General features: G+C 38.3%; 15 protein-coding genes. 13 read left to right on the top strand and 2 right to left on the bottom strand.

Going from position 1 to position 24,018, the window contains the following annotated elements; translation table 11 throughout:
- Positions 1-43 precede the first annotated feature (43 nt).
- A complete protein-coding gene (argH, locus tag V7077_RS23350; protein WP_335506394.1) occupies positions 44-1,579 on the top strand; it encodes an argininosuccinate lyase in 1,536 nt (511 codons plus the stop codon).
- Positions 1,580-1,724: 145 nt separating this feature from the next.
- Here the strand turns inward: argH and V7077_RS23355 are convergent, their stop codons facing one another.
- On the bottom strand, positions 1,725-2,957 hold the full coding sequence (locus V7077_RS23355) for an endo-1,4-beta-xylanase (RefSeq protein WP_335506396.1): 1,233 nt from the start codon (positions 2,955-2,957) through the stop codon (positions 1,725-1,727).
- A 353-nt stretch (positions 2,958-3,310) separates the two neighbouring features.
- Between V7077_RS23355 and V7077_RS23360 the strand changes: the two genes are divergently transcribed.
- The 8 genes from V7077_RS23360 (at position 3,311) to V7077_RS23395 (ending at position 16,096) form a co-directional block, all read left to right on the top strand.
- On the top strand, positions 3,311-4,345 hold the full coding sequence (locus tag V7077_RS23360) for an autoinducer 2 ABC transporter substrate-binding protein (RefSeq protein ID WP_335506398.1): 1,035 nt from the start codon (positions 3,311-3,313) through the stop codon (positions 4,343-4,345).
- A gap of 28 nt (positions 4,346-4,373) precedes the next feature.
- The gene (locus V7077_RS23365; RefSeq protein ID WP_335506400.1) at positions 4,374-6,161 is read left to right on the top strand and encodes a sensor histidine kinase; all 1,788 of its coding nucleotides are present in this window, start codon (positions 4,374-4,376) and stop codon (positions 6,159-6,161) included.
- Positions 6,151-7,764: a helix-turn-helix domain-containing protein gene (locus tag V7077_RS23370; protein ID WP_335506402.1), complete on the top strand. Its 1,614-nt coding sequence runs from the start codon at positions 6,151-6,153 to the stop codon at positions 7,762-7,764. The genes V7077_RS23365 and V7077_RS23370 overlap by 11 nt, the downstream gene beginning before the upstream one ends.
- Before the next feature lie 197 nt (positions 7,765-7,961).
- The gene (locus V7077_RS23375; protein WP_335506404.1) at positions 7,962-9,473 is read left to right on the top strand and encodes a sugar ABC transporter ATP-binding protein; all 1,512 of its coding nucleotides are present in this window, start codon (positions 7,962-7,964) and stop codon (positions 9,471-9,473) included.
- Between the two features lie 29 nt (positions 9,474-9,502).
- A complete protein-coding gene (locus V7077_RS23380; protein WP_335506406.1) occupies positions 9,503-10,540 on the top strand; it encodes an ABC transporter permease in 1,038 nt (345 codons plus the stop codon).
- A gap of 4 nt (positions 10,541-10,544) precedes the next feature.
- Positions 10,545-11,579, top strand: coding sequence for an ABC transporter permease (locus tag V7077_RS23385; RefSeq protein WP_335506408.1), 1,035 nt, complete (start codon positions 10,545-10,547; stop codon positions 11,577-11,579).
- Positions 11,580-11,642: 63 nt separating this feature from the next.
- On the top strand, positions 11,643-12,701 hold the full coding sequence (rhaS, locus tag V7077_RS23390) for a rhamnose ABC transporter substrate-binding protein (RefSeq protein WP_335506411.1): 1,059 nt from the start codon (positions 11,643-11,645) through the stop codon (positions 12,699-12,701).
- A gap of 251 nt (positions 12,702-12,952) precedes the next feature.
- A complete protein-coding gene (locus V7077_RS23395; protein WP_335506413.1) occupies positions 12,953-16,096 on the top strand; it encodes a family 78 glycoside hydrolase catalytic domain in 3,144 nt (1,047 codons plus the stop codon).
- Positions 16,097-16,200: 104 nt separating this feature from the next.
- Here V7077_RS23395 and V7077_RS23400 read toward each other — a convergent pair whose 3' ends face one another.
- The gene (locus V7077_RS23400; RefSeq protein WP_335506415.1) at positions 16,201-17,289 is read right to left on the bottom strand and encodes an AraC family transcriptional regulator; all 1,089 of its coding nucleotides are present in this window, start codon (positions 17,287-17,289) and stop codon (positions 16,201-16,203) included.
- Between the two features lie 170 nt (positions 17,290-17,459).
- On the opposite strand from V7077_RS23400, the gene V7077_RS23405 reads away from it, so the two are divergent.
- From V7077_RS23405 to V7077_RS23420, 4 genes are read left to right on the top strand one after another with little or no spacing between them, the layout of a single operon-like run.
- A complete protein-coding gene (locus tag V7077_RS23405; RefSeq protein ID WP_335506417.1) occupies positions 17,460-18,878 on the top strand; it encodes an MFS transporter in 1,419 nt (472 codons plus the stop codon).
- 58 nt (positions 18,879-18,936) lie between these two features.
- A complete protein-coding gene (locus tag V7077_RS23410) occupies positions 18,937-21,687 on the top strand; it encodes an alpha-L-rhamnosidase (protein ID WP_335506420.1) in 2,751 nt (916 codons plus the stop codon).
- Positions 21,688-21,739: 52 nt separating this feature from the next.
- Complete coding sequence (locus tag V7077_RS23415; RefSeq protein WP_335506422.1) at positions 21,740-23,056, top strand: MFS transporter; 1,317 nt, start codon at positions 21,740-21,742, stop codon at positions 23,054-23,056.
- Positions 23,057-23,096: 40 nt separating this feature from the next.
- Positions 23,097-23,936, top strand: coding sequence for an MBL fold metallo-hydrolase (locus tag V7077_RS23420; protein ID WP_335506424.1), 840 nt, complete (start codon positions 23,097-23,099; stop codon positions 23,934-23,936).
- Positions 23,937-24,018: the final 82 nt, after the last annotated feature.

A 24,018-nucleotide genomic window follows, 5' to 3' on the forward strand; every position in this document is an offset into this window, starting at 1 on the left:
TGTTTACTTGTCATCATGTTAGGGATTTTTAGGGGGGATTGTATTGGATAGTAAGGAGAGTATTTTGAAAAAGGAAGGTCGGAAGTTTCCTGGAGTGACTTATTCAGAGGTAGTATTGGCACCTGCTTATGAGCACGCCAAACAAACTTTATTAGAGCCGATGCTTGCAATCCATAAAGCCCATCTAATTATGCTGGTGGAACAGGGGTTGTTGGAGGTGAGTGGAGCTCTCCAAATCCTTGCGGGTATTGACGCACTTGATAAGGAGGCACTTCTTCAATCCACCTATGATGGACAGTACGAGGATCTCTTTTTCCTTTTAGAAAGCCAAATCATGAACGTTGCAGGAGAAATAGGTGGAAGTTTGCACCTTGCTAGGAGCCGCAACGATATGGGTATTGCTATGTACAGGATTGTTCTTAGAGACAAAATTCTTCTCGCCGTTGACTCGCTGCTTTCCTTTCAAGAAACCCTTTTGAAGGTGATTGAAACCTACAAGGAAACCATTGTCCTAGGCCATACTCATACGCAGCAAGCTCAGCCGATGACGTTCGCCCATTATCTACTAGGAATTTACGATGTCGTTGACCGTGACTTAAAAAGATTGAAGGCAGCATATGAAACATGCAATGCCAGTCCCCTCGGCGCGGCGGCCCTCACTACGACTGGATTTCCGATTGACCGAAAAAGAATCGCAGAGTTATTAGGATTCCCGAAAATCATCAAGAGTGCCTATGATTCAATTGGCGGAGCTGATTATTTAGGGGAAATTGCTACAGCGATCCAATTAACCTTTATCAATCTCGGCCGATTTTCACAAGATCTTCTCTTATGGTCCAGTCAGGAATTTTCAGCGATCCGTGTGGCAGACCCGTACGTGCAAACGAGTTCCATTATGCCGCAAAAAAGAAATCCCGTTTCACTAGAACATATTCGGGCATTAAGCTCAAGCGGGATTGGAAACGCCCAAACCGTACTCCAAATGTTACATAACACACCTTACGGAGATATAAACGATACGGAAGATGACCTTCAGCCGTATTTATGGAAGGGCCTGCAGCTCATTGATCATGTTTTTCGGCTAACAAAAGTGGTGGTTGGAACGATTGAAGTAAATGAAGCATTGTTAAAAAGAAGGGCCCAAGAGAGTTTTGCGACGATAACGGAATTAGCCGACACCCTGTTTAGGGAAGCAAATATCCCGTTCCGGACTGCTCATTCCATTGCCAGCCAGTTGGTGAAAATTGCCTTGGCCAAAGGATTGAATGCGACCCAAGTCACATCACTACTCGTTGATGAAGCTGCAAGAGCAGTAGTCGGAGTTTCGTTGAATTTACCGGAAGAAGTCATTCGCACAGCAATGGACCCAGAACACTTTGTTAAAATTCGGTCACTGCCTGGCGGACCAGCACCGGAGGAAATGAAGCGCGCCATTGTGGAAAGAGAAGCTAGCCTGCACCACCATTTTTCTTTACTCCATTCGGAGGTTAATCGAATTAAGGTTTGTATGGAAAAACTTGATCAACTGACAAGTCAGTGGGGCAAAACGGATGATAAGGGACCTCCTTTGGAGGAGTAATTGTCTCGTTAGCGGTAATGTTGATGGGCAAAGGTGGACATTTCACTGGACCCAGACCCAAATTATTAGGATCTTGTTTACTCTTAGGCTGTGGGTTAAAGCTTCCGGCCAAAATTTGGCCGGAAGCTTTACTATTAAGACCTGATTAGATTACCAGTTGTAATGTATCAACATCTTTATCTATCTTAAAGGCAACTTTCTTATCTCCACAAACAAGATCATAGTCACCAAGATATCCTTCAAATGAAACTTCTCCATTGTCATCAGTTTGGCATGTTACATTTGTATGCCAGTCATTTTTAATTAGTTTTTTCACCACTTCATACGATGGTTTTGGGCTATTATCTGTTCTGACAAATCCAGCAGGAGCACCAAGCCATGCCCCATCATCACTGAAGGACCAAGCTGTAATGGCTTCTACCTGAGGATGTTTAAAGAGAATAGAATACATTTCTTCTATTTCTTTTGCCTGACGTTCTTCGAATTCTGGTGTTGATGGCCATTCGGGAAGCTGATAATCATTCAGATCTTCAATTTGAGATGGCATCAGATGACCAGATATCAATGTGTTTTCTGTAAAGTGAAGGGGGAGACCAAAGTGTGAGAAACGGTCTAAAACTTCTTCTAATTTTTCACGTCCCCAATATCCCTGATGCTGGTGTGATTGAATACCAATCGCATCAATGGGAACACCTGCATTTAAACAACCATCAATTAAGATTTCATAGTTAATAGATGTATTAAAGTCATTTAATAATAGGGTCGCACCTGGATTAAATTCACGTGTCTTGGCAAACATTTCTTTAATGATCCCAACCCGGCCAAGTTCCTTACTAATTCTAGTAATACCATTGTCATACTTATCAAAGATAGGCATGATCACCACTTCATTAATCACATCCCACATATCGATTAATCCTTTAAAGTCCGAAACTTCACGTTCAATTCTAGTAAACTGTGCTTTTAGAATTTCCTCATTGCTCATATCCAGCAGCCATGGAGCCGTTACCGTGTGCCAGCAAAGCGGATGTCCTTTTACGGTTACGTTTCTCTCTTTTAACCACTGAGCGGCAGCCTTTAATTCTTTAGTAAGTGGTCTTCCTTTATCAGGCTCGAATGTTCCCCAATAGAAAGGTAATGTTGCAGAGTTAAAAACATCTAGGAACTTATCCAGTTTTTCTTCTAAAAAGGTAAGTCTGTCTGCTGGTACATTTTGATTGGCTACTTGGATGGCATCGAAAATGCCGCAGCCAAATAAGAACTTATGGTTTGTCTGTTTAAGTGCTACTTCCTTTCCTGCAAGAGGATTTCCTGAAGCATCCACAAGTTTGATCGTCTTGCTTGCCATACGGTGTGCAAATTCATTTGTTTGTCCCATTATATTGCCTCCGTTTCATAACCGTTTCAAATTGGTTTATATAGAAAACGCTTACACGTATCCCGTTTAAATTCTACCGAACTTTGTTTAATCAGACAACTAACTTTATATTCAGTAATAAATTTTTTTCTCAAGCAAATCCCTTTTTTAATGATTTCGGCGGGGTCTATCCAAAATGGGGTGAAAACAATTATTATAATCGATAGCCAATCTTTTTTTTTTAATCTAGTGAAAAAATTGTGTTATGATAAAAATGGTAAACAATAATATTTGGAATTTTCTTTTTAATTATTAACATGGGTTGGAATGTGTACTTATATTAATCAAAAAAACGTTGGGGGAAGCGGAATATCATGAAAAGAGACTATTGTTTTTTTATATTGGTATTTCTAATTTTTGCAAGCGGTTGCAGTAGGGGAGAAGAGTTTAAGATTGTATACTCCAATGGAAAAGTAAAGAATCCTCCTCAGGAAAGTAATGAAAGTAAGTCAATTACCATTGCAATAGTCCCAAAGTTGGTCAATATTCCGTATTTTAATGCAGTAGAAGAAGGAGCTGCCGAAGCAGGTAAAGATCTTGGAGTAAAGGTCATCTATAAAGGTCCAACCGTTGCAGATGCTGATCAGCAAATAAGAATTATCAATAAATTAATTGATCAAAAAGTGGATGTTATTGCCATTTCCGCCAATGACCCTGATAAGCTTGTGCCAGTTTTACAGAAGGCTGAACGTCAACATATTAAAGTCATGACATGGGATTCCGACACCCAAACCAACTCAAGAGAGTTCTTTATCAACATGGTAAATCCGGAAACATTGGGAAGGCATTTAATGGATACACTGGCTTGGAAACTAAATGAAGAAGGTGAGTTTGCCATCATTACAGGAGCCAAATCAGCAGCCAATTTAAACAAATGGTTAAATTGGATCCAAGTACAGCAAAAGGAGAATTATCCCAAAATGCATCTTATCAAAATCGTCGCCTCAGATGATGACCCCCATAAAGCATACATACTCGCAAAGCAGTTACTCTCGCAATATCCAAACCTAAAAGGCATTATTGGAAATTCTTCAGTTGGTCCGCCAGCCGCAGCTCAAGCTGTCAAAGAAGCGGGGCAAGCCGGAAAAGTCGTGGTGGTAGGGTTATCCCCTCCCAATCCAATGAACCAATATTTAAAAGAGAATGATGCACAAATTGTGACATTATGGAGTCCAAAAAAATTGGGGTATTTGACAGTCGCTCTGGCTGCCAACCTAATCAAGGGGCAACGGCCTTTTGACGGCGAAAAAATTCCTCAAGTCGGGAAAATTAATATGATCGATGATATGGTTATTATGGGGGAACCAATAGATTTTACAAAGGATAATGTCGATCAATATGATTTTTAAGAGGATAAGATTAAGAAACCACCGTTTAATGAATAAACTGATTATTACCTATCTATTGATTACGGTAATCCCAGTTTCCTTCATTGGCTATATTGGATATAACCAATATACTAAATCAATCGAAGAGCAGGTCGGAGAGTATATTCCGAGGGTATTGGATCAGGCGAATGAGCGAATCAATGATCATATCAATGAACTAAGGGAGCTGCCAGACCTTCTCTATAATTCAGACAAAGTGATTGAAATCCTTAGGAAAGATGCCTATCAATACAATTCTTCCTTATTGCAGGATAAGTTTCTTATTAACAGCTACTTGACAAATACGTATATTAATGGTGGGAATTCTGATATCCTGGGGGTTTTCATATTATCAAAAAACAGGCTGTTTTCTGCTTCGAGACTTCCATACACAGGTTTTGAAAGTATTGCTTTGCCTTTTGGACAAGATCTGGATTTAAAAGGAAAGCAACAAATCATATTTCCCAACCAGATCACCTTGAAATTTAAACATAATCCCCCCTATATTCTGCTTCTTCAGCAAATAACAGACACAGAGAATCGAATGAAATTAGGTACTATTTTTATAGCGGTTGATTTAACCTTTGTTAAAAATATAGTAAATAATTTGGAAACCGTTAACAAAGCAGATATCACGCTAATGGATACGAATGGACAAATTGTTTACGATACAAATCCCAACTTTATAGGAAAGACAAATGTGGATTTAAACCATTATCCAAAAATTAATGGAAGTTTTAAAACAACAAGGGAAAAGGAAAATAAATTGATCAGTATCAGTAGAATAGGTCCGAATCAATGGATTTTAACTCATCGTGTTTTATTAAGGAATTTGACAGAAAGGACTGACCTCGTCCGAAAAGCTACCATCATAGCATTTTTGGGAGTCATTCTAATAAGTACTATCATCTCTATTATTCTTGCTTGGAGTGTATCGAGACCTATCAACCGATTAACAAAGTTAATGAAACAAGTGGAAAAGGGAAACTTTAATGTCGATGTCCCAATCAATGGCAACGATGAAGTAGGAGTATTAGCGAAAAGCTTTAATTCAATGGTTCATGAGATTAATAGTTTAATAAAACAGAATTTTCAAATTAAACTACAACAGAAGGAAGCCGAATTATATGCTCTGCAATCACAAATAAATCCACATTTTATGTACAATACCCTTGAAACAGTGGGAATGGCGGTAGAAGAAGGGGAAGATGATGTGGTGGTTGAAATGGTTTCCCGTCTTGGCCGTATGCTTCGATTTTCGATAAGCAATAAAGAAAAATTGGTTTCCATTGACCAAGAAATTCAACATATCAAGGATTATTTAACGATTCAAAAATTTCGATTTGAAGATCGAATTGAATTTTCGATTCATGAAGAACTTGATTGTGAAAAACTCTACACGCCCAAGTTTATTTTGCAGCCAATTGTTGAGAATGCCATTAAACATGGACTGGATGAAGAACAGAATTTTAAAATTGACATTTTCATCTCAAGAATTGGGAATGTTTCTAAGAAAAATGAAGAAGTGATTTTTCGTGTTATCGATAATGGTCCTGGAATTCCTGAAAAAGTGGTTTCTACCCTTAAAAGCTACCTTGAATCAGACCCCATGGCAAGGCGTGACTCTCAATTTGGATTAATTAATGTTCATGGCCGACTGATCATGATGTTTGGTGAGGGCTATGGATTACAAATAAATAGTGAAATAAAAAAAGGTACAGAAATTATTATTTCTATTCCTTTGTTGTCACAGGACGATCTGAGAAAGGTAGAAGGAGACTGGGAGAGTGAACAATAGAAAAATCAAAGCCATTGTGGTAGATGATGAAAATCGAATCAGACGGGGAATTGAAAGGTTAATCTTATCATGCGGGGAAGAATTTGAGATTGTTGGGAGTTATAGCAGTGGTACGAAATTGATTGATGCATATGAAAAAGAAAACATTCATTTCGATTTATTGATTACAGATATTAAAATGCCGGGGATGAACGGACTGGAATTGATAAAAGAAATGAGAAACAGAGCCACATTTGAAGCGGTAGTGATTAGCGGCTTTAACGACTTTCATTATGTGCAAACAGCCATTCGTGAACGGGCGCTCGATTATATGGTGAAACCTTTAATTCGGGATGAATTCCGACAACAGCTCGGGAAAATAAAAGATAAGATAATAGAAAACTGGGAAAATGAACAAAAGGTCGAAATAATCGACACTCAACTCCGTCATATTAAGCAGACCCAATCCTTAAGCGAACTAGTCAGAAGTAATGAAATTGATCTTGCTGAATTGGAGTGGACAAAAGACTTTCCTAGAGGAACCTACTTCCTGTTATATATTTCATTTGACCTGAATCAAAAAAGTGATTCATCCGTCCTCCAAAATGGAGAGATGGAAAAGAGGCTTCAGGATGTATTATACGGTTTTAATGAAGCAACTCCCATATTATCTTGGATCTGGAAAGGAGAGGAGGCTTCGTACTGGAGCTTAATCCACCACAAGGAATCTGACCAATTACAAGAAATTTTGATAGCTGAAAGACTGCATTCCGCCATTAAAGCAGGAACGAACCTGACCTCGACCATCGCTCTTAGCAGAAATTTTTATGATGTGGCAGTTATTCCCTCCATAAGAGATCGCCTTTCAGCTTTGCTGCAATTTCGCCTGATTTATGGAGGAGATCAAATTTTCACCCTTTCATTGGTAGAAGATATTCTTAAGGAAAGAGGGAGGATAAGAGAGTCTAAGGGGTTGGAGATTACCATTACAAGAATGGTAGAATCACTTGATCCTTTAAAGAAGGAAGAACTTTTTCGTCATTTAAATCATTACATTACCGAACTTAAAAAGCTTTCTTCCCCGCAAGATATCGAAAAGAGTATCCAAGTGTTGGCCATCCAAACGATCAACCGGCTACTTACAAAGTCTGTAGCAAAAGACGAACTTCATTTAATTCAGGAAGCACTTAAACTGACTAGGAAATCTCCGAACTTTATCGAATTAAAGAGAAATCTTGCGTCCTGGATGCATAAAGTACTTAAAATTTTTGAAGAAATGAATCTACACGAATCCATTAATCCCACTGATACGGCAAAAGCATGGATTATGGAGAACTTAGGAAATAATATCACCATTGATAAGATTGCCAAAATTGTTCATATGAATCCCACTTATTTCTGTGAATATTTTAAAAATCAAACCGGTGAGACTGTTTTGGATTTTGTGACAAAGGCAAGAATTGAAAAGGCAAAGGAACTGCTATTATCAACCGATCTAAAAATATATGATATCTCACAACAAGTGGGATACAATGATACGAAATACTTCAGTAAATTGTTTAGAAAGCATTTTGGGGAAGTTCCTTCAAAATATAAGGAAAAAGCAAATATGAATTTGAATTAACCTCCGTCCAGGGGGTTTTTTTAATTTTTAGAAAATTGCCGAAAATCATCCCCCTTAACCGAAAGATGTCTCCTTTTCTAAGGATGACAGATAAGGTACCCTATATGTAAGCGGATTCAATGGGTGTTTTTCTTTAGCGTATTAATGGAGATTCATTGAACCAAAAGGTGCAAATAGAAACACAAGGAGTTGAAAAAATGTCCGAATATGTACTCGAATTAAGGGGCATTACCAAAATATTTCCGGGTGTGAAAGCCTTAGAACATGTTCATTTTAGGTTAAAACCGGGGCAAATTCATGCATTAATGGGGGAAAATGGTGCAGGTAAATCCACCTTCATTAAAGTGATAACCGGAGTTCATAAACCTGAGGAGGGAGAAATTTTTTTAAATGGTGAAAAAGTCGTATTTAATAACCCAAAAGAGGCTCATGACAAGGGAATCGCCGCTATTTATCAGCATGTGACTAATTATCCGGATTTAAGTGTGACGGAAAATATATTCATGGGACATGAAAAAATTGCAAAAGGGACAAAGCGATTGCTTTGGAAACAAATGCATGAAGAAGCGGAAGGATTATTAAGAAGTTTGGGTTCAACCATCGATCCAAAGATGGAAATGGGGGCTTTAAGTGTTGCTCAGCAGCAAATTGTGGAAATTGCCAAGGCCATCTCAACCGATGCAAAAATTATTATTATGGATGAACCAACGGCGGCCCTTACTGCGAGGGAAAGTGAGGAGTTATATAAGATTACGGAAGGATTAAGAGACCAAGGGACTTCGATTATCTTTATATCTCATCGGTTTGAGGATATGTATCGACTAGCAAGCCAGGTCACGGTCTTTCGAGATTCCAAATATATCGGTTCATGGGGAGTAAATGAGATTACAAATGAAGACCTGATTGTGGCAATGGTGGGGCGAAAGATTACCCAAGTGTTTCCAGAAAAGAAATCGGCCATTGGAAGTGAAGTACTTCGAGTAGACGGACTGGGGAAAACGGGATATTTTGCCGATGTTTCATTCACTTTGCATAAAGGAGAAATACTAGGCCTAACAGGACTGGTGGGAGCAGGACGCAGTGAGGTTTGCCAGGCTATATTTGGCATTAGCCCATTCGATAAAGGGAAAGTCTATTTTAAGGGGAAAGAAGCGAAACTACAAAATCCCCTGGTTGCAATGGAAATGGGGATCGGTTATTTACCTGAAGATCGTCAAGTACAGGGGTTAATCCTTGATTGGGATATAGGCAGAAATATCTCATTACCGTCACTTAAAAGATTATCTAAAAAAGGGTGGCTAAATGTAAAAAGAGAGGCAGAGATAGCTAAGAACCTGGCGGAAAAAGTAAATGTAAAAGCAAATAGTATTTTTGATTTAGCTAGCTCTCTTTCAGGCGGCAATCAGCAAAAAGTGGCGGTTGCCAAATTATTAACGGCAGATTTGGATGTCATTATTCTCGATGAGCCGACGAAAGGGGTAGATGTCGGAGCGAAATCAGCGATTTACGAGATTATTAATGAACTAGCCGCACAAGGGTATGGAATCATTCTGATTTCTTCGGAAATGCCTGAAATTTTAGGGCTAAGTGACAACATTGTTGTTATGCGAGAAGGAAGGGTTGCAAGAGTTCTAAATAAAGTCGAAGCCACACAGGAGTCCATTCTTGAAGCTGCCATGATGGATTTGTCAAAGCAACGAACAGTATAAATAAAGATTAGAAGAAAGAGGTGAGCATCATGCCAGAAGGAGTTCTGGAAAAAGTAACAAACTCGGGGCAGCAAGTAGAAAAAATATCCTTTTCAGCTAAAATCTCAAAGTTTAGAGAGCTGGGACTACTCCTATTTATTCTCTTGCTTTCCGTCCTTATCCAATTCCGAAATCCAAGATTTTTAACTATTGAAAATATTAATGATTTGGTTACCAATACGGCCATTCTTAGCATTCTCGCACTAGGGATGATGGTGGTACTGATCACGAGAGGAATTGATTTATCAATCGGAGCGGTTATCGCGATTTCGGGAATGATTACAGCTCAAACCATTAGTACACATCCAAATTTAAACCCTGTTATGGCGATCTTACTTGGAACGGCGATTGGAATCATTTGCGGGATTATTACTGGATTTTTGGTCTCAAAGATTGGCCTTATGCCTATCATCGCTTCCCTTGCGATGATGAATATCTTCAGGGGACTAACCTATACAATTAGCGGTGGTAAATGGGTAAGTTCTTATCAAATGTCTAAAAGCTTTGTCGGAATTGCTACTGGTAAAATTTTAGGAATTAACACGCTTATCTTTATTGCCATTATTATCTACCTTGTTTTCTATTACTTTATTAATCATACAAGAACAGGAAGACAAATTTATGCGGTCGGAAGCAACCCTGATTCGGCAAAGGTCAGCGGAATCAATCAAACGAAGGTCTTAATGTTGGTGTACACCATTATGGGAGGGCTTTCAGGCTTATCCGGTGTTTTGTGGGTTTCAAAATATGCTTCAGCACAAGGGGATACCGCATCTGGATATGAATTAACCGTGATTGCTGCTTGTATTCTTGGAGGAGTAAGTATAGCCGGTGGAGCAGGCAAAATTTCCGGCGTTATCCTTGGGTCGATTCTTCTTGGTGTATTAAATAATGCTTTGCCACTTTTGAATGTATCTCCGTTTTGGCAATCGAGCATCCAGGGTGCAATCATTCTCGTAGCTGTTGTGGTTAACACTTTAGTGAAGAGAGGCGTGGATCGAAATAATCTCTTAAGGAGGAAAATCTAAAACGATGGAGCAGAAAACGGTCATTCAAGAGGAACATCTCAACCGAAAAATAGTTTCGAAAAAAACATTCTCATTAAAAACTTTTTTCCTTCAGTGGGAATGGATGCTTGTACTCATTCTACTAATCGTAATGTTTATCAATACAAGCTTATCACCTTATTTTTTAAATTATTCTAATTTAAGGGATGGAACCATGACCTTTTTAGATAAGGCGTTCATGGTTTTCCCAATGGCCTTGGTTATGATCCTGGGTGACATCGATATATCGGTGGGGTCCACAGTGGCACTATCTTCGGTCATAATGGCTACTTCTTATAATCATTTGGGTCTGCCGATGGGCATTTCCATTGTCATCTGTCTGGCTGTTGGTTCGCTCTGCGGATTTCTCAATGGGATTTTAATCGTCAAGTTTAAAGAACTATCCGCCGTTATAGTCACCCTGGGTACGATGATTCTCTATCGGGGAATTGCTTATATTATCCTACAGGATCAGGCCGCAGGGAATTTTCCGGATTGGTATAAACTGCTTGGATGGGGATATTTAAATGGAATACCCATTATTCTTATTGCTTTTATTTTTTTCGCTGTTGTCTTTGTCCTATTACTTCATAAAACCACTTTTGGCAGACAAATCTATGCTATCGGAAACAACTCAACGGCCAGCAGATTTTCCGGTGTTCAAAACGATAAAATTAAACTGATAGTGTTTACGCTGATGGGGTTTACAGCCGCTGTAACGGCTTTATTTTTGGCATCCAGAATGGGAAGTACCAGACCGAATATTGCAACAGGCTATGAATTAGATGTCATTGCCATGGCTGCCTTGGGCGGGATCAGTACGGCCGGGGGAAAAGGAAAAATGATAGGCACAATGATCGCCATCTTTATTATTGGGTTTCTTCAGTATGGTTTAGGATTGGTCAATATTTCCTCGCAAACTTTATTGATTATTGTGGGTCTGTTACTCATTTTTGCTGTTGCTGTTCCAAAAATAAAGATAAAACAATTTTTAAATGTTAAAAAGGAATCCGGTCATTAGGTTACATTACAGTATTAAAACTGTGTGTATATAAAACAAATAAAAATCAAGGGGAGAAAATGAATGAAAAAATTTTGGGGATTATGTGTTTCTGTTGTCATGATTTTCTCGATTCTGGCTGCATGCAGCGCGACCACTTCAAAACCAGATTCAAAATCAGATTCAAAAGGTACTACTTCTGAGAAAAGTGGGCCGAAGAAATATGCATTTGTGTTTAAAAATACTGGTAACCCTTATGGGGAAAAGATGCAGGAAGGGTTTCAAAATGCGATTAAAGAAACAGGCGGTGAAGTCATTCTACGATCACCAGATCAACCGACGGCAGAGGGACAAATTCAAATCATTGAGCAATTAATTAATCAAAAGGTAGATTCCATTACGATTGCAGGTAATGATAACGACGCCCTTCAGCCTGTGCTTGAGAAAGCAATGAATGCAGGAATTAAAGTTTCATCCGTGGATTCAGCCGTTAATGCAAAAAGCCGAATGGTCCATGTGAACCAGGCAAACCCTGATAGAATTGGCGGTGCGCTAATTGAGGGAGTTTCGCAAATGATTGGCGGCAAAGGGGAAATTGCCATCCTTAGTGCTACTTCTCAAGCGACCAACCAAAATACTTGGATTGAAGTAATGAAAAAAGAACTCCAAAAACCAGAATATAAAGATATTAAGCTAGTGAAAGTAGCTTATGGTGACGACTTAAGGGATAAAAGTGTTTCGGAAACAGAGGGATTACTACAGTCCTATCCAAATCTGAAAGCGATAATTGCTCCGACAACGGTAGGGATTGCTGCTGCAGGAAAAGTTCTTACTGACAAGGGTCTTGTTGGAAAGGTAAAATTAACCGGTTTAGGGCTTCCTAGTGAAATGGCCACCTATATTGAAAACGGTGTATGTCCATGGATGTACTTATGGAATCCAATTGATGTAGGATATGTTGCAGGGTTTACGGCAAATGCTTTAGTAGAGGGGAATATTACCGGAAAAGTGGGCGATAAGTTTACAGCAGGAAACCAAGGTGACCAGACTATTGTAGAAGATGGGGATGGAACACAAGTGATGCTGGGTGATCCGTTTAAATTTGATAAGGATAATATTGCTCAATGGAAGAGTGTTTATTAATTAATAGGTAATAGGCGGAAAAGCTTATTGAATACGGTTAAAGCCTTCTATAAGCTTTTCCCTTAATACGAGAAGGAAGACCACTCTTGTAATTATGAATTACCGAATATTCGAATTCCTCTTTTTGGTACAAAACAGTTTTAAACTGTCTTGTAATATAACGAATGGAAATGAGGGAGGTATAGTTTAAATAAATTTGTTGTTTCATAGTTAGACTAAAAATAATTAATACTAGGTATTAGGAGGAACGTATGAGAAAAAGTCGAGCTAAATCAGCCAAGCGGATTGCGGTTACTGCTACCATGACTATGACACTGCTCATTCCAAGTTTTATTAGTACTATTATCCCTGTTCGTGGGATCGGTTCGAATGTATCAGCAACCCAAACAATCGAAACAAAGGTAGCAAATTTAAAAGTCGAGTATAGAAATAATCCACTTGGAATTGATTCTTCAAAACCTCGTTTCAGTTGGGAGATGGTATCAAGTCTTCGTGGTCAAAAACAAACTGCCTATCAATTGATTGTTGCGACAAGTCCGGAAAAGCTTAATCCAAACGCTGCAGATGTTTGGAATAGCGGAAAAGTCGTGTCTGATAAATCTGTGGCGGTAGAATATGGAGGCAGCCCTTTTAAAGCTTCAACTCGCTATTATTGGACAGTTATTGTCTGGGACAAGGATGGCAAGCAAATCGAGACGAATCCCACCTACTTTGAAACCGGCCTTTTAAGTACGGACGGAGTAACAGAATGGGATGGAGCTAAATGGATTTCCTTAGATAGCTCGGAAAAGAAGGGCGCACCAATGTTACGTAAAGAAACTCCACTCAAGGGTGAGGTTAAGAGCGCTCGTTTATATATTTCGTCATTAGGTGTGTTTGATGCCTATATTAACGGGGAAAAATTAGGCGTTGTTAATCAGGATGGTAGCAAGTCTTACGAGTTGCTGGCTCCAGGTTGGACCGCTTATCATAAAAATATTAATTACATGACATATGACGTAACAGATTACCTACAAGGCCAGAATCGTGTCACTCTTGGAGCAGTGCTCGGTAATGGCTGGTACAATAGTAGGATTTCTAGTAGTGCAGAATATTATAGTTCAACTGGGAATGATCTCGCATTGCTAGCCAAAATGCTTATCACATACAAGGATGGATCCACCCAGACAATTGTAACAGATACTAATTCTGGCTGGAAAGCTACTAATAATAGCCCTTATGTAGCTAATGATATTTATGATGGTGAGACCTATGATGCAACAAAGGAAATTACCAATTGGAATAAAAATGGTTTTGATGACTCCAATTGGAACGGAGTCAAAGAAAATATTTATAAACAAAAATACCCAACGGCAACCGTTACCTCATATAACGGTAAAACTGCACAAATCGTAGATAGTCTTGATCAAAAACCGGTTTCTATTACAACAACGACAGGAGTTATTAATCAAGGATCGAGCAAAAACGGTAAAGGTGAGGTTCAAGTAGACCCAACCAGATCCATTAATGATAGTGATACGGCAAAGAATTATAAGCTGAATATTTCATCCGGTGATACGGCACTTTATGATCTTGGTCAAAACATGGTGGGTGTTCCCCGTATTACGATAAAGGGAAAACCAGGTACACAAGTAAAATTGCGTTTTGCTGAGATGTTGAATGATGACAGCCAAGGAGCGGACGGACCTAAAGGTTCAATCTATCAGGCGAATCTCCGATCAGCAAAGGCCTCTGCTTTCTATACATTGAAAGGAAGTGAAGAAGGTGAAATTTATCAGCCTTCCTTGTCATTCTTTGGTTTTAGATATGTAGAAGTAAGCGTAGTGACACCTGGCGCTTCTGTGGAAGTTCAAAAATTAACTGGTAAGGTAGCAACATCTGCGGTAGATGTTACTGGTTCACTAGAGACATCCAATAAGGATGTAAACCAATTAATTAGCAACATTAAATGGGGGCAACGCGGTAACTACTTATGGATACCTACTGACTGCCCTCAAAGGGATGAACGTTCTGGTTGGATGGGTGATGCACAATTATTTGCGAAAACAGGCTTATATAACATGGATACTTATAACTTCGAGGAAAATTTTGTGGACAATATAATTAATAACCAATATGACAACGGATCAATTCCGGTAACAGTACCACGTACTCGGTATAGTAGGTCTACTAATCCTGATTCAGGATGGTCCGATGCAGGAGTTATTATCCCTTGGACTCATTGGCAAATGTCCGGTGATACTACAGTAATAAAAAAGGCATATCCAAGCATGAAGAAGTACATGGATTTGTTGTACCAAAAAACAGGAGACACTTATCGTGGTCCGGGCAGTCTTTATGGGGATTGGTTATCGTTCCAAAGACCTGATGTCAATGCGATTTCAGGAGCAAATCAAAACTTAATTAGCGATGCTTATTACGCTTATGACGCAAAACTAATGGCACAAATGGCACGGGCCATGGGTTATACTGAAGATGCAGAAAAATACGAGGCACTGTTTACAAATATTAAGAAAGCTTTCATCAAAAACTATATTGTGATTGATAGGAATGATGGAAGTTTAACTTTGTTATCCGGAAGCAGAACAGAGGGACCCTTATCGAGTGCTGGTGAGGATAATGCACAAACTCCTTTATTATGGGCTTTGAAGTTGGGAATGTATGATAACGAACATCAGAAACAACAAATGATTGATCTACTTGTCAAAAATATTCGTAATGACGCAGCGTACAAGGCAGCCAATCCTACAAGTGCAAGGGTTAAATATCCGGAGAATACACTATCCGTAGGGTTTTTAGGTATCAATGTATTAGCACCTGTGTTAAGTGAAATCGGGCAATCTGATCTGGCTTATACACTGCTTTTACAGGATAAAATGCCATCTTGGCTGTATTCAGTTAAAAATGGTGCTACAACGATTTGGGAACGCTGGAATTCCTATTCTAAAGAAGATGGATTTGGTCCTGCAGGCATGAATTCCTTCAACCATTTTTCCTATGGTGCCATCGGTGAATGGATGTATAGTGACATGGTTGGTATTTCGAATGACGAAAATAATCCTGGATTCAAGCATATCATTCTGAAACCTACCATTGATAATAATAAGCGAATCACAACTTCAAAAGGTTCATTTGAGTCCTTGTATGGAAAGATTGAAAGTGATTGGGAAGTTAAAAATGGTACTTTGACATATGATGCGACCGTACCGGCTAATACGACTGCGACCCTTTATATTCCTACAAACAATGTTAGTACTGTAAAGGAAAGCGGACAGCCAATTGCTAAGGCAAATGGAGTTAAGTTTATCGAGTTTAAAGATGGTAAAGCGGTATATGAACTTGAGTCCGGAAGCTATGAATTCCGATCAATTATTGCTGGTTCTAAACCAGAGTAAACGTAAAATAGTCAAAAAGCTTGCAGAAAATTTGTTATCTGCAAGCTTTTTTTAATCAACAATTGGTAAAAGAATAAAATGTCCATAATAAATAGAAAGAAGGATTAAACTAGGTTGTTTTTATAATTGAATGAACTCCGATACTCATTGGGAGTAACGCCATATAGTAAATGAAACTTCTTATAAAAATAAGTTAAATTATTATAGCCTATTTCTCTAGAGATGTCGTCAATACTTTTATCGGTCAACCGCAATAACATAGACGCGTGTTTGAATTTCTGTTCCTGAGCAATTGCGGAAAATGTTTTCCCAGTCACTTTTTTAATAATTCGACCTAAATGCGCTGACGAAAAATTAAAATGCTCAGCGGTTTGTTCAAGAGTTAGGTCCATATAGTTCTCCTCAATAAATGCCAGTAGCTCCAATATCGATATACTGGTATCTTTAATGCCTTTCTTTAAGTAAATCTCATAGTTCTCACTTTCCAACAACCTGCTAAATAAGATGACGATATAAGCCTTGATTATTTCAGGATTCGTATTTTTACTATGATCAAACGCTTCACATAAGATATTCTGAATGGTTTGTTTGATCTGCCAGTTTTTAGAAGTGCGAAATAAGAGGAAATTTTTTTCCCTCGCCTGATTGGTTATAATAGAAGCAATTGTATTTCCGAGCACATTATCCCCCAAAATCCGATAAATGAACTTGTTGTCAAAAAACTCCTCTTTTGCCAGGAAGTTTATGAGGATATCCTCTTTTCCTACTTTATTAATCGAATGTTCCACATTTTTGTTGAGGATTAGAATATCGCCTTCACTTAATTTAAATTTTTCTCCCTGAATTTCTTGAATAAAATTGCCGCTATAAATGTAGTTCATTTCGAACAAATTATGGGTATGTGTAATCATTTTAGCAAAACGGGTATGTTTGGAGATGACAAATATGTCATCAGTCACATTTAATTTTAGAACACCGTTTTCTAGCGTATATGTATAACCGGGCTCACTACTGATTGAAGATTCCGACACGTTAGACCAGGTATTAGCGTTATCCAATGTTGATTCACTAGATAAGTAGGGTGTGAGTATTAATTCCTTCAATGTTTCATCAGAGAGTTCTTCAGAGAATTGAAGTTCTTTTTCTTTATCTGTTAGTTCAAATAAGAATGCGTCTAATTCTTCATAGTTCATAGTAACTCCTCCCGGTCACAATATATCACTTTTGGTTAGTCAAAACAACTGCTCAAGATATTGGTGGAAGTGTTTACATGCTTTAATATAGCGGTATAGGGTACCCAATAAAAATGTTTGAAACGTTAGTCGCTAAATTTTTAGAAAAAATTATGTGTGGAGGAAAAGGGATGAATCATATAAAGCAAAATAAGTTTGAGCAATATTATGAAACGACCGCAAGAACCCCTTTTAAGAAAAGAGAGATCATCAGTTATACATTCGGTGGACTTGGAGATTCGATCCTGTCGGGAATGGTATCAACCTTTTTTATGATATTTGCAACCGCTGTCATGAGAATATCGCCAATCACCATTGGAACCATTCTATTAATTACAAAGTTCGTTGATGCATTTTGTGACCCAACTGTAGGCGTTTTAATGGATAATACTAGAACTAAATATGGGAAACTAAGACCTTATATTCTGTTAGGAGGCCTGTTTTGGGCAGCTATGACAGCGATGCTCTTTATTAATCCAAGTTTCTCTTCAGAAACCTTAAAAATTGCTTATGTATTTATTGTCTACACCCTTTGGGGAATTGGTTTTTCGCTGTTTGATGTCCCATATTGGAGTATGTCAGCTATTATAACCACCGATTCAGAAAAGCGGAATTCTATCGTTAGTTTAACAAGATCTGCAACGACAATTGGTGCGTTGATTGTTTCGTTAACAGGCGGCTTGTTAGTCTCTTATTTTGCAGACCTTCCTCATAGTGGCCAAGGATACTCATACTTGGGTTGGATCTTTTCATTACTCGCAGCGATCAGTTTTGTTATCTTATTTTTAGTTTCAAAAGAAAGGGTAAAGCCTCAAACAGAGAAGATCAGTTTTAAAAGTATGACTAAAATTTTAAAAATAAACAAACCATTGCAAGCCTACATCATTAGTCAATTTTTACAAGTACTTACCATGGTTACTCAAGCATTGACTAGTTACTATGCGATCTATAATCTTGGCAGTATCTCTTTAATGTCGTTTATTATGGTCCCGATTATGATCGGCTTTTTATTAACACCAGTGATTTTACCAAAATTACTAAAGAGAATCGAAATCACCAAATTGTTCTTTTATAGTGCGGTGGGCTCGGTAGTTGCGGGGGCGATCTATTATGCTGTTGGATACGAGAATTTAACTTTTGTCTTCATCATTTCAATCTTTTCTGGATTATTCATGTCAATGAGTATGACATTATCGACGCTTTATGTCGTAGATTCGATTGATTATGCAGAATGGAAAACTGGATATCGAGCAGAAGGGCTAATGTTTGCTGCCCAGTCATTGACAGCAAAGATTATGTCTGCGCTTTCTTCCTTTGTTACTGGTCTCTTACTAACAATGGTGGGATTTAATATTAGTGCGGCCACACAGTCGCAAGCTACTCTTAATGGTATATTTTTCATGTTTGTACTAGGAGCTGGAATTAGTTCTCTCTTAGGCTCTATACCACTTTTAATGTGTAAATATAAAGGGCAAACAAGATTGAATATATTAGACGAACTAAGGAAAAAAAGGCAAGACGCTGTAGGGAAGAGTAAAATCATATCCTAATTCACTCTTGACATAAATAATAAATGGATATCATCAAGATACTGAGGAGAAATAACAAATGAAAATAACCGATTTAAGGATGAATGGAATAAAAAATCCAGTAGGGTTTTCCTATGATAGGCTAAAGTGCTCATGGAAAGTTATGGATACAAATTCTAGAAGACAGAAGAGAGCAAAAATAGAAATAAGCACAAAAGAGAGTTTTGAAGACATTCTACTTGTGAAGGAGTCGGAATTTTTAGACTCTACGGGGGAGAAAATCAGTCTGGATTGTCAACCTAAGACAAAGTACTTTTATAGAATTGAGGTTGAAACAGACGAAGGTGAAGTTGCGACTAGTGAGATTGCTACTTTTGAAACAGGAAAGATGGATGACCCATGGAGTGCCAACTGGATTGGCACTCAAAGCGGGGATTCAGTTCATCCTCTTTTTAGAAAAGAATTCAATCTTAAAAATCCTATAAAAAGTGCAAGATTATATATTAGTGGTCTTGGACTATATGAAGTTTCCATAAATGGAGATAAGGTGGGTAATGAATATCTTACACCCCTATACAGTGATTACCATACCGAGTACCAGTATCAAACCTTTGACGTTTCTTGTATGCTTGCAAGTTTCAATAGAATAGAAATCATGCTCGGAAATGGCTGGTATAAAGGTAGATTTGGGTTAGGGGACTTAAAGGAGAACTTTGGATCTGAATTTGCTTGTATTGCAGAGCTTCATCTCACATACCATGATGGTCAGGAAGAAGTCTTCATCACAGATGAAAGCTGGCGGTATGTTGGTTCTGATGTGGAATTAAGTGATATTTATGATGGGGAAATATTTAATCGCCTGCTTTGGGATGGAAAAAGCAATCCGGAGAAACAGGTCCGTATTTTAAATCTGGACAAAAACAAGTTGATTAGTAGATATAGTCTGCCTGTTATTGAAAAAGAAGAAATTTTTGTTCAAGAAATTATCTATACACCAGCAGGAGAAACGGTGTTAGATATGGGACAGAATTTTGCTGGCTTTATACAGTTTCAAAATAGGTTTCCTAGAGGTACCAAGTTGATTTTTGATTTTGGGGAAATTTTGCAAAACGGTAATTTTTATAATGATAATTACCGCTCAGCTAAATCTCAATTTATATATATATCAGATGGTACTGAAGAAGTCGTGAGACCGCACTTCACATTTTTTGGATTTAGATATGTTCGCGTTACCGGCTGGATAGGAAAATTAACTGAAAAAGATATTGTAGGGAAAGTCATTTACTCTGATTTAGACCAAGTCGGATCGATTCATACGTCGGATGAAAAAATTAATCGTCTTTTTCTAAACTGTTTATGGGGGCAAAAATCAAATTTTATTGATTTTCCTACAGATTGCCCACAAAGAGATGAACGATTGGCTTGGACGGGAGATGCACAGGTGTTTGCAGGAACAGCCTCCTACAACATGGATACAAGGGCATTTTACAACAAGTTTTTACATGACCTGAGAGTAGAGCAAACGAAACATAATGGAATCGTCCCTGGATTTATTCCGGTTTTTGGTAAACCGATTGCGTGTAGTGTTTGGGGAGATATTGGAACATTTTTACCAATTGTCCTCTTTAACCATTACGGAGACAAAGATGTTCTGGAACAACATTTCCCTATGATGAAAGATTGGGTAGACTATATCACTCGAGAAGATTTAAAACGAGGCCAAAAATACTTGTATGATTTTGGTTCGCAAATTGGTGATTGGTTAGCACAGGACGGAAGATCCTCTCAGAGTTTCAAGGGAGGAACAGATGATGATTTTATCGCTTCTTGTTATTATTATGAATCCACTAGATTGGTTGCAGAAGCTGCAGGTCTAATAGGCAAAGCTATAGAGGAGGAGAAATATAGAAACTTAGCTGTAAAAATTAAAGAGGCCATTTTACATGAGTTCTTTACTCCATCAGGAAGATTAAGTATTGATACACAAACCGGTTATTTAGTTTCATTAAATTTTGGTCTTTACGTTAAAAAAGAAAAAGTAGTAGAAGGTCTTCGTGAGAGATTATATAAAGATTCTTATAAATTGACTGGTGGATTCGTTGGAGCCCCGATTATGTGCCGGGTTATGGCTGAGAATGGAATGGAGGAAGAAGCCTTGGATTTCTTATTCCAAGAAGAATTTCCAAGCTGGCTTTATTGTGTAAACTTGGGTGCCACTACGATTTGGGAACGCTGGAATTCCGTATTAGAAGATGGCAAGATGAGTGGAACCATTATGAACTCTTTAAATCATTATGCATACGGAGCAATTGTTGAATATCTTTATCGAGATTTAGGTGGAATTCGGCCGCTGGATCCCGGATTTAAGAAAGTGTTGTTTGCGCCTCAATTTAATGGAAAGTTCCAACATTTTTCGGCTGAATATGATTCAGTTAGCGGCAAGTATGCATCGTATTGGAAAATTAATGAGGACGGTAGTGTCAGGGTTCGATTCGAGGTACCGTTTGCTCGGACCGCTGAAGTATACCTACCCGACTACAAGGAAGAGACTATTCTTCTAGAAGCAGGAATTCATGAATTTAGCTATTTTCCGAAGAAAGACTATAGAAGTTTGTTTACTTTAAATACCCGCATTACCGATTTGGCCAAGCATCCACAGGCTCTTGAAATTCTTGAGAAAAGAATCCCTTTTGTTACGCAAATGATTTCTCAAGGAGATACCGATGGAATGTCCCATTCTCTAAATAATTTGAAAAGGTTGGTCTTCCTCGGCATCAATCCTGATACTGTTGATGAAGCAGCAGAGGAAATTTTAATGATCAAGCGGTAGGAGAAATGGTTTGTCTATTTAAAATATCGTTTTCTAAGTTGGAGGTAGTAAAATGGCTGAGATTTACCAATGGAAAAAAACTCCTTATCTAAATTTAATCATTGCTGCGTTTCTTGGTGTAGGTACGTCTGTAGGCGCGATTGTCATATTGAATTTCGGACTCATTCAATTTAATATCATTAGACTTGTGGGACCTGATCGGGTTACAGCAGTATTCGGTACAGCGTCTGGAATAAGTAGTTTAGCGGCACTTGTATTAGGACTTATCGGTGGTGTTATTGCAGATAAAACCCGTTTGAAATTTGGAAGACGGAGGTTCTGGATGATTGCAGGGAGTATTGGCGGTGCACTCTCCATGTTAGGCTTAACCTATGCAGTCTCGATCCCGATGCTTATTATTGCATGGTGTCTTTTACAATTCTTTTATAGTATGGTATCGCTATCCTGTTATGCCATTGTTGCCGAACAAGTTGATCCTGAGAAGTTTGGGCGTGCTTCTGGTCTAATTGGTGCCGCATTCCCTGCATTTGTAATGCTTGGTCAAATGATAATGGGGGCATTTTCCGATTCGTCCGTACAAAGTAAACTAATCGTCATCATTTTCGTACAATTGATTTGTGGGGTAGTGGCTGCCGCTCTGGTAAAAGATAATAATTTTTCCAATGCAGTTGCTGCCAAGAAAAAGGGCTTTATTTGGAAAGAAGTTCATAACTTTTATCCTAGTTTTAAACAATACCCTTCTTTTACATGGGCATTACTTACAAAGATTTTTATTCAAATTTCCAATGCGGGTCTTACTTTAATGACACTTTTTTATATTGCGAGGTTCCATTTTAGTGAAGGGAAAATTTTTCAAATTAATGGGATCACCTCTCCTTCCATTATGGTTATGGTAGCAGCAGGATTAATTGGTGGATTTCTATCTGATAAGGTGAAAAAACAGAAGCCATTTGTTATTGGAGCAGCACTGATATTAGCAATTTGCTGGATTATATTTGCTTTTTCCTTTAATATCACTTGGATTATTATTGGAAACTTTGTCCTTAACTTTGGATTTGGTATGTTTTCAGCGGTCGATAGCGCACTGGTAAACAGAATTCTTCCATCAAAAGAAACGGCAGGAAAAGATTTATCAATTATCAATAATAGTGCACCTTTGGCCAATTCACTTGTCAACTTCTTGGCACCGGCTCTTATTGGCCTAGGGGTAAGCTGGTTTGGTGGTGACGGCTACATTTTCTTCTTCCTGGTTCTTGCGGCATCCGCAGTATTTTCAGCCTTGTCTGTCATTCTAATCCCGGAATTGGGCACTCAACAAAGTAATCAATCGGAGATGGATGAGACACCCTTAAATACTTTAATCAATTAGACTTAATTGATAATTTATTATCTAAAAATAGGAGACCAAGATGGAACCTTTAGTATATTTTAGATCAGAAAAAATTTCAGACCGTGTAACTAGAATATTTGGACCTGCGGGAGAAATCATGTATTTAGTAGAAGGGAGTGAACGAGCAGCACTTATTGACACAGGTACGGGTGTAGGGGATTTACGAACCTTAATTGAACGCTTGACGGATAAACCTTATTTTGTCTTATTAACCCATGGTCATGTCGATCATGCCATGGGTGCCCCTGCTTTCGAGGAAGTTTATATGAATCCAGCAGATCAAGAAGTTTATGCTAGTCACAGTGATTACAATGTTCGTAAGGGATTCCTTGAAATGAGTATGGGCGAGAATTTTGCCAGGGTAAAGGAGGAGGATTATATTCCTATTGGTTCTAGTGATCGATATAAACCACTTTTACCTGGAGACATGTTTGACCTTGGTGGAATTCATTTAGAGGTGAATATTGGAGCTGGACATACTCCTGGCTTGGTGACCATTTTACTTGTTGAGGAACGTACCTTGTTATTAGGTGACGCATGTAATTTCTTTACCTTCCTTTTCGATGAGTTTTCTCTCGGTATTACTTCATATGAAAACATGTTGAGAGAGCTAGATGAGAAAACAGCAGGCGGCTATGACAAAGTTTATTTGTCACATGGAGATGGCGATGCGCCAAAGGAAATGATCGAATCGGTTATCGCTCTTTGTGAAGATATTAAAGCCGGCCGAACGGATGATGTGCCATTTGATTTTATGGAACATAAAGCCTTTATCGCAAAAGCAATCGATCAAAAGATGAATAGATTGGATGGCGGTCTTGGTAATATTGTTTACAATAAAGAAAAAATTCATCTTTAGAAAAAAGGAAATGGTCCCTGATACTACGTATCATAGGGACTTTCCTTTTAATTAATTTTAATTATAGGCTGTGTTAAAGGAT

Source organism: Neobacillus vireti (genome assembly GCF_036962465.1).
In the GTDB taxonomy this organism is placed as follows: Bacteria; Bacillota; Bacilli; order Bacillales; family Cytobacillaceae; genus Neobacillus; species Neobacillus vireti_B.

Bases quoted from the DNA above. Each gene is read 5' to 3' on its own strand.
- V7077_RS23355 (WP_335506396.1), bottom strand. From the start codon at position 2,957: ATGGGACAAACAAATGAATTTGCACACCGTATGGCAAGCAAGACGATC.
- V7077_RS23360 (WP_335506398.1), top strand. From the start codon at position 3,311: ATGAAAAGAGACTATTGTTTTTTTATATTGGTATTTCTAATTTTTGCA.
- V7077_RS23365 (WP_335506400.1), top strand. From the start codon at position 4,374: ATGAATAAACTGATTATTACCTATCTATTGATTACGGTAATCCCAGTT.
- V7077_RS23375 (WP_335506404.1), top strand. From the start codon at position 7,962: ATGTCCGAATATGTACTCGAATTAAGGGGCATTACCAAAATATTTCCG.
- V7077_RS23380 (WP_335506406.1), top strand. From the start codon at position 9,503: ATGCCAGAAGGAGTTCTGGAAAAAGTAACAAACTCGGGGCAGCAAGTA.
- V7077_RS23385 (WP_335506408.1), top strand. From the start codon at position 10,545: ATGGAGCAGAAAACGGTCATTCAAGAGGAACATCTCAACCGAAAAATA.
- rhaS (WP_335506411.1), top strand. From the start codon at position 11,643: ATGAAAAAATTTTGGGGATTATGTGTTTCTGTTGTCATGATTTTCTCG.
- V7077_RS23395 (WP_335506413.1), top strand. From the start codon at position 12,953: ATGAGAAAAAGTCGAGCTAAATCAGCCAAGCGGATTGCGGTTACTGCT.
- V7077_RS23400 (WP_335506415.1), bottom strand. From the start codon at position 17,289: ATGAACTATGAAGAATTAGACGCATTCTTATTTGAACTAACAGATAAA.
- V7077_RS23405 (WP_335506417.1), top strand. From the start codon at position 17,460: ATGAATCATATAAAGCAAAATAAGTTTGAGCAATATTATGAAACGACC.
- V7077_RS23410 (WP_335506420.1), top strand. From the start codon at position 18,937: ATGAAAATAACCGATTTAAGGATGAATGGAATAAAAAATCCAGTAGGG.
- V7077_RS23415 (WP_335506422.1), top strand. From the start codon at position 21,740: ATGGCTGAGATTTACCAATGGAAAAAAACTCCTTATCTAAATTTAATC.
- V7077_RS23420 (WP_335506424.1), top strand. From the start codon at position 23,097: ATGGAACCTTTAGTATATTTTAGATCAGAAAAAATTTCAGACCGTGTA.